This window comes from Streptomyces sp. NPDC048496, from assembly GCF_043200055.1.
GTDB lineage: Bacteria > Actinomycetota > Actinomycetes > Streptomycetales > Streptomycetaceae > Streptomyces.
Window position 1 is genome coordinate 143167 of the sequence record NZ_JBICXB010000012.1, and the last position, 6943, is coordinate 150109.

Sequence of the window (6943 nt, forward strand, 5' to 3'; positions counted from 1 at the left end):
CTGGCGGTTCCTCCTCAACAGGGGCCGGGGCCGGGCGTCCGGCCCCGGCGGAAACGGGAACGTACGGGGTCAGGGCTTGAGCAGTGCCTTGATGGCGCGGCGCTCGTCCATCGCCTGGTAGCCCTCGGCAACCTGGTCCAGGGGCAGGGTCAGGTCGAAGACCTTGCCCGGGTCGATCCCGCCGGTCACGACATGGTCGATGAGGTCGGGAAGGTAGCGGCGCACGGGGGCGGGGCCGCCGCGCAGGCCGACGTGGGAGAAGAACAGCTCTTGACCGTCGACCGCGACCTCGTGGGGGACGCCGACGAAGCCGACGTTGCCGCCGGGCCGTGCGGAGTGCAGCGCTTGCTGCATGGCCTGGGCCGTGCCCACGCACTCCAGCACGGAGTCGGCGCCGATCCCGCCGGTGAGGTCCTTGATCCGGGCGACACCCTCCTCGCCACGCTCGGTGACGATGTCGGTGGCGCCGAACGCGCGGGCCAGCTTCTGCCGGGACTCGTGGCGGCTCATCGCGATGATCCGCTCCGCGCCCATCTCCTTGGCTGCAATCACCGCGCACAGGCCGACGGCCCCGTCACCGACCACCACGGCGGTCGAGCCGGGCTTCACCTCGGCGGCGTCGGCGGCCCACCAGCCAGTGCCCATCACGTCGGATACGGCAAGCAGACCGGGCCACAGTTCCTCGCCCGGCACCTCGTCGGTGGCGACCAGCGTGCCCTGGGCGTTGGGGATGCGGACGTAGTCGGCCTGACAGGTGCTCATGAACTCGCGGTGCAGGCAGTTCGACGGAAAGCCGTTACGGCAGTTCGGGCACGTATTGTCCGAGGTCGCGAACGAGCCGACCACGAACTGCCCCGGCCTCACCGCCGTGACCTCGGAACCGACCTCCTCGACGAAACCGACGTACTCGTGCCCCATCGGATGGGCCTTACCGATCGGCTCCAGACCCCGCCAGGGCCACAGATCGGAGCCGCACACGCAGGTGACGGCCGTCCGGATGATCGCGTCGGTGGGGTGGAGGATCTTCGGGTCGTCCAGCGTCTCGAAGCGGACGTCACCGGGGGCGTGAATCACTGCGCCGCGCATGAGGGTTCCTATACGTACGTGAGGTCGGACCGATTCGGGGGGTCCGCGTGTGACCGGCCCCAGGACGCGGAGCGTCCATGCACGGGGGTCGGGCGGCCCGTCCCCGCCGCCGTACGGCCGGGAACAGCACCACGTCTTCCAGGAAACCCCTCTTCACCAGGGGCAGCCAGTCACCGTCGATGGGTGTACCAGCAGTACATCCCTCCCGCGGCCCACTGCACGTACGGTCGAAGAGTGGACAACCAGCACGAGGTCCGCGAGTTCCTCACCTCGCGGCGAGCCAAGATCACCCCCGAGCAGGCCGGACTGCCCTCCGGGACCCGGCGCCGCGTCCCTGGTCTGCGCCGCAGCGAGGTCGCGGCCCTGGCCGACGTGAGTGTGGAGTACTACGCCAAGCTCGAACGCGGCAACCTCGCCGGCGTCTCCCCCGCCGTCCTCGAAGCCGTCGCCCGCGCCCTGAGGCTCGACGACGCCGAACGGGCCCACCTCCTTCACCTGGCACAGGCCGCCGACGGCTCCGACGCCCTCACCCGCCCCCGGCGCCGACGCCCCGCCCGGCAGTGGACCCCGCACCGCAGCCTGCAATGGACCCTCGACGCGATCACCGCAGGACCCGCCTTCGTTCGCAACGGCCGCATGGACATCCTCGCCACCAACGCGCTCGGCCGCGCCTTCTACAGCGACATCTACGCCACCGCCCACAACCAGGCGAACCTCGCCCGCTTCACCTTCCTCGACCCCGTCTCCCGCCGCTTCTACCCAGACTGGGGCCTCGCCGCCGACGTCACCGTCGCGATCCTGCGCACCGAGGCCGGGCGCAACCCCCACGACAAGGACCTGCACGACCTCGTCGGTGAACTGTCCACCCGCAGCGACGAGTTCCGCACCCGCTGGGGCGCCCACAACGTCCGCCACCACGGCACCGGCACCAAGAACTTCCACCACCACGCCGTCGGCGACCTGACCCTCGCCTTCGAGGGCCTGGAGATGGCCGCCGAACCTGGTCTCACCCTCACCGTCTACACCGCCGAACCCGGCTCACCCTCCGAAGAGGGTCTGCGCCTGCTCGCGTCGTGGGCCGCGACCCAGGAAGCCCTGGCTCGCAGCCCACAGGAGACGTGATCTCACCGCCGCGTGGGTGCGCGTCAGCGCCGCCGCTGGTCGGCCCGCAGGTCGAAGTCGCCGTAGCTGTTGTCGACCGGGTTGACCGTGACGCCGGGCGCGACGATCTCGTCGATGGCGTCGAGTACGTCGGCTGACAGCGTGACGTCGGCGGCGGGCAGGAACGCCTCCAGCTGCTCCATGGTGCGCGGGCCGATGATCGCCGAGGTGACGCCGGGGTGGTTGATGACGAAGGCGACGGCGAGCTCGATGAGCGTGAGGCCGGCCTGCTCGGCCAGGAGCGCGAGCTGCTCGACTGCGTCGAGTTTGCGCTGGTTGGCGGGGGTGCTCATGTCGAAGCGGGCCTGCGGGCGTGCCGCGGAGGCGGGGCCCTCGGTGGCGTTCTTGCGGTAACGGCCGGAGAGCCAGCCGCCGGAGAGCGGGCTGTACGTGAGGGTGCCCATGCCATGGCGGCGCACGGTGGGCAGCACGTCCTCCTCGATGCCGCGGACCAGGATCGAGTACGGCGGCTGCTCGGTCACGAACCGCTCCAGGTGCCGCTCCCGCGAGATCCACTGGGCCTCGACGATCTGGGAGCCCGAGTAGGACGAGGAACCGAGGTAACGGATCTTGCCCTGGTGTACGAGGTCGGAGAGGGCACCGAGCGTCTCGGAGATATCCGTGTCGGGGCTGGGGCGGTGGACCTGGTAGAGGTCGATGTGGTCGGTGCCGAGCCGCCGCAGGGAGTTCTCGACCTCGCGGATGATCCAACGTCGGCTGCCACCACGCTGGTTGGGGTCGTCCTGGTCCATCGGCATGAAGAACTTGGTCACCAGGAACACATCCTCGCGGCGGTTCTTCAGCGCCTTGCCGACGATCTCCTCCGAGACGCCGGCGGAGTACACGTCCGCGGTGTCGACGAAGTTGATGCCCGCGTCGACAGAGCGGTGGATGATCCGGATCGAGTCGGCCTCGTCCTCGTTGCCCCAGGGACCGAACATCATCGCGCCCAGGCAGAGCGGGCTGACCTGGACGCCGGTGCGGCCGAGCGGTCGGTACTGCATGAAGTGATTCTCCTCGGATCGAATGTGGTCAGTCGTTCGTGGTCGGGACGACGGTGGCGGTGCTCGCCCAGCTGGCGAGGAGGCCCAGGGCCTCTCTTTCCCGGGAGTCCGGTTCGGGGGTGTAGAAGTTGAGGCGCAGGCCGGGATCGGCCGGCAGGTCCATCGCCTCGTAGGGCAGCGCGAGATCGCCGACCAGCGGGTGGTGAAGGTTCTTGATGCCGGAGCGGTGGAACTTCACGTCGTGGCGGGCCCACCGGCGGGCGAAGTCGTCGCTCTTGGTCGTCAGCTCCCCGATCAAGTCGGTGAGTGCCTTGTCGTGGGGCGCCCGGCCCGTCTCGGTGCGCAGGAAAGCGACCGCGTCGTTGGCGCCCTTTTCCCAGTCCGTCCAGAACTCCTGGCTGGCGGGATCCAGGAACATGAAGCGGGCGCTGTTGACCGGACCGCGCCGGGCAAACAGCGGCGAGTCGAAGACGGGTGCGTACAGCGCACGCCCCAGCGTGTTGGCGGCCAGGATGTCGAAGCGCGCGTTGCGCACGTAGGCCGGCACGTCGGTCATCGAGTCGAGCAGCCGCAGGATCGTGGGCCGCACGCGGGAGGCGGTCACCGTGGGGCGCCGGCCCGACGGCGTCGCTGCCCGGGCCAGGTCGTAGAGGTGGGTGCGTTCGGCCTCGTCGAGCTGCAGTGCGTGCGCGAGGGCGTCGAGCACCGAGTCCGAGGCGCCAGTGAGATTCCCGCGCTCGAGCCGGATGTAGTAGTCCACGCTCATGCCCGCGAGCAGGGCGACCTCCTCGCGGCGAAGGCCGGTGACGCGGCGGTTCCCGCCGTAGACGGGCAGCCCGGCCTGCTCCGGGGTGATCCGGGCTCGCCGGGTGCTCAGGAACTCGCGGACCTCGGCGGCCAGGTTCTTCTTATCTCTGTCGGCCATGCTCAGATCCCCTGGGCTGCTTGGGCCGCGGCAAGGGCGGACATGCGGTGGCTCCTCTTGATCGACGTGCATCCTGTGCCGGCGACTTCACCGTAGATCCGTCGGCGAGTGCCTGCGAGGTACTGCCATTACCTGGAAGAGCAGTGACTCCCACCCGGGTGCCGAGGCGCGGTTCTCTGGAGAAGGCCGAGGGTCCGGCCGACCACGACCGGGCCCGGACCAGAGACCGACCTGAAGGAGCACCGTGCGCACAGCACCCTTGTCCGGAATCGGCGACGTCCACGCCGGGCGTACAGTCGGTCCGAGCCCTCAAGGAGCCACCGAAGCGCCCGGTGACCTCATGGCCACCGCCGCTCCGCATCCGCCGGCCCGCCCGGCGGCGCAGCCGCACCGGGCCCCGGTCCACGCGACACTGATCCTTGCGATCATCTGCGTCAGCTACTTCATGGTCATCCTGGACAACTCGATCGTGTTCACCGGGCTGCCGCAGATCCGGTCCGACATGGGGTTCTCCGAGACCGGCCTGTCCTGGATCACCAACGCCTACGTCCTGGTCTTCGGCGGCCTGCTGCTGCTGGGAGCCCGGGCCGGTGACCTGTTCGGACACCGCCGGGTGTTCATGTTCTCCCTGGTCGTCTTCTCCGTGACGTCACTCCTGGTCGGGGCCGCGCAGAGTCAGTGGTGGCTGATCGGCGCCCGGGCGCTCCAAGGCGTCGGAGCCGCCGTGCTGGCCCCCTCCGCTCTGTCCCTGCTCACGCGCAGCTTCCCCGAGGGTCAGGCCCGGAACCGGGCGATGGCCGCCTACAGCGCCGTCGCCGGTCTCGGCGCCGCTTTCGGCCTGGTCGTCGGAGGGCTCGTCGCCGACCTGATCTCATGGCGGGCCGGGTTCTTCCTGAACGTCCCGATCGGCGCCGTGATGATGGTGCTGGCGGTACGGTTCCTGCCCGACACCACCCGGCAGCCGGGCCGCTTCGACGTTCCCGGCGCGCTGCTGGCGACGCTGGGCTCGACCGCTCTGGTCCTCGGCATCGTCGACGCGGCCGACCTCGGCTGGACCGCCCCGGCCACCCTGATACCGCTGGGGGCGGGTGCGGTGATGCTGGGACTGTTCGTCCGGGTGGAGCGGCGGGCCGCGCAGCCGATCGTGCCGCTGCGGCTGTTCGCCGACCGGGAGCGCACCGGCGCCTACGTCACCCGGATGCTCTACATGGGCGCGATGATGGGGTTCTTCTTCTTCACCGCGCAGTTCGTGCAGAGCGTCTACCGCTGGACGCCGCTGCAGGCCGGGCTCGCCTTCCTGCCGATGACGCTGGTCAACTTCGTCCTCGCCGTCCAAGTGCCCCGGTTGCTGGAGCGGGTCCGCAGGCCGCTGGTACTCCTGACCGGGGTCGCCCTGACCACGGCGGGCATGGTGTGGCTCAGCCGCCTCGACCTGCACACGCCCTACCTGACGGGCGTGGCGTTGCCCATGGTGCTCATCGGCGCCGGCCAGGGTCTGGCGCTGGCCCCGCTGACCTCCAGCGGCGTCGACGGCGTCGCCCCCGCGGACGCGGGAGCCGGCTCGGGCCTGGTCAACACCGTGCACCAGATCGGCAGCGCGCTGAGCCTGAGCATCCAGACCGCCGTGGCCGCCACCGTCTCCACCGGCCATGGGGCCGGCGACATCGCGGCCCGCTCGGGTGCCGCCCTGACCGGCTCCGCCGTCCTGCTCGCGCTGGCTGTCGCGGCCGTCCTGACCCTCATCATGCCCTCACCGGCCACCCGCAACGAAAGGTCCCTGTGATGCAGAGCCTCACCCTCAACAACGGCGTCGAGATGCCCGCCCTCGGACTCGGCGTCTTCCAGGCCCCGCCGGACGAGACCCGGGCCGCCGTCACGGCCGCACTCGACCTCGGCTACCGGCACATCGACACCGCCGCCGCGTACGGCAACGAACGCGAGGTCGGCCAGGCCATCCGTGACTCCCGAGTGCCCCGCGAGGAGATCTTCGTCGAGACGAAGATCTGGATCAGCGACTACGGCTACGACGAGACCCTGCACGGCTTCGACAAGAGCGCCGCCAAGCTCGGCGTGGACCGGATCGACCTGCTCATCCTGCACCAGGCCCTCCCGTCGGACTTCGACAAGACCCTCGCCGCCTACCGCGCCTTGGAGAAACTCCTGGCCGACGGCAAGGTCCGGGCCATCGGCGTCAGCAACTTGATGGTCGACCACCTGACCGCCCTGCTCGACGCCACCACCATCGTCCCCGCCGTCAACCAGCTGGAGATCCACCCCTACTTCCAGCAGCGCGCCGTCCTCGACTTCGACGACCAGCACCACATCCTCAACCAGGCATGGTCCCCCATCGGCGGCATCACCTTCTACCCGGGCTACGGCGAAAACCGCAAAAGCGTCCTGGAAGACCCGGTCGTCACCGGCATCGCCGAGACACACGGCAAGAGCCCGGCCCAGGTACTGCTCCGCTGGGGCCTCCAACACGGCCGCTCCGTGATCCCCAAGTCGACCAAGCCCCACCGGATCGCCGAGAACATCGACGTCTTCGACTTCGAACTCACCGCGGACGAGCTGAAGTCCCTCGACGCTCTGGAGACTGGCCGGCGCGGCGGCCCCGAGCCGGAGGCCGTCACCCTCGCGGACTACGGCCGCACCATCCCCGAAGCCTGAAATCAGGCTCTCCTGCCGTATGTGTGGGTGCTGTGACCTGCGCTGATACATGAAACACGCCGTTTCCTGCAAGGCTTGAGGTGTCTAGTCACAAGCTTGA

6 protein-coding genes are annotated in these 6943 nt (G+C 69.8%); 3 read left to right on the plus strand and 3 right to left on the minus strand.

The window, feature by feature from the left end; all coding sequences use genetic code 11:
• Window positions 1–69: 69 nt before the first annotated feature.
• Complete coding sequence (locus ACGFSA_RS15290; protein ID WP_393304281.1) at window positions 70–1086, minus strand: zinc-dependent alcohol dehydrogenase family protein; 1017 nt, start codon at window positions 1084–1086, stop codon at window positions 70–72.
• A gap of 234 nt (window positions 1087–1320) precedes the next feature.
• On the opposite strand from ACGFSA_RS15290, the gene ACGFSA_RS15295 reads away from it, so the two are divergent.
• On the plus strand, window positions 1321–2208 hold the full coding sequence (locus ACGFSA_RS15295) for a helix-turn-helix transcriptional regulator (protein ID WP_393304283.1): 888 nt from the start codon (window positions 1321–1323) through the stop codon (window positions 2206–2208).
• A 23-nt stretch (window positions 2209–2231) separates the two neighbouring features.
• Here ACGFSA_RS15295 and ACGFSA_RS15300 read toward each other — a convergent pair whose 3' ends face one another.
• Window positions 2232–3251 (minus strand): aldo/keto reductase, encoded by a 1020-nt coding sequence (locus tag ACGFSA_RS15300; protein ID WP_393304285.1) that lies wholly within the window; start codon window positions 3249–3251, stop codon window positions 2232–2234.
• 28 nt (window positions 3252–3279) lie between these two features.
• Window positions 3280–4176: a helix-turn-helix transcriptional regulator gene (locus ACGFSA_RS15305; RefSeq protein ID WP_393304287.1), complete on the minus strand. Its 897-nt coding sequence runs from the start codon at window positions 4174–4176 to the stop codon at window positions 3280–3282.
• A 244-nt stretch (window positions 4177–4420) separates the two neighbouring features.
• Here ACGFSA_RS15305 and ACGFSA_RS15310 point away from each other — a divergent pair, with 244 nt between their 5' ends.
• Window positions 4421–5959 (plus strand): MFS transporter, encoded by a 1539-nt coding sequence (locus ACGFSA_RS15310; RefSeq protein ID WP_393304289.1) that lies wholly within the window; start codon window positions 4421–4423, stop codon window positions 5957–5959.
• Window positions 5959–6843, plus strand: coding sequence for an aldo/keto reductase (locus ACGFSA_RS15315; protein ID WP_393304291.1), 885 nt, complete (start codon window positions 5959–5961; stop codon window positions 6841–6843). Before ACGFSA_RS15310 ends, ACGFSA_RS15315 begins: the two co-directional genes overlap by 1 nt.
• Window positions 6844–6943: the final 100 nt, after the last annotated feature.

Excerpts from the sequence above, each read along its gene's own strand:
- ACGFSA_RS15315 (WP_393304291.1), top strand. The coding sequence starts at position 5,959 with ATGCAGAGCCTCACCCTCAACAACGGCGTCGAGATGCCCGCCCTCGGA.
- ACGFSA_RS15290 (WP_393304281.1), bottom strand. The coding sequence starts at position 1,086 with ATGCGCGGCGCAGTGATTCACGCCCCCGGTGACGTCCGCTTCGAGACG.
- ACGFSA_RS15300 (WP_393304285.1), bottom strand. The coding sequence starts at position 3,251 with ATGCAGTACCGACCGCTCGGCCGCACCGGCGTCCAGGTCAGCCCGCTC.
- ACGFSA_RS15305 (WP_393304287.1), bottom strand. The coding sequence starts at position 4,176 with ATGGCCGACAGAGATAAGAAGAACCTGGCCGCCGAGGTCCGCGAGTTC.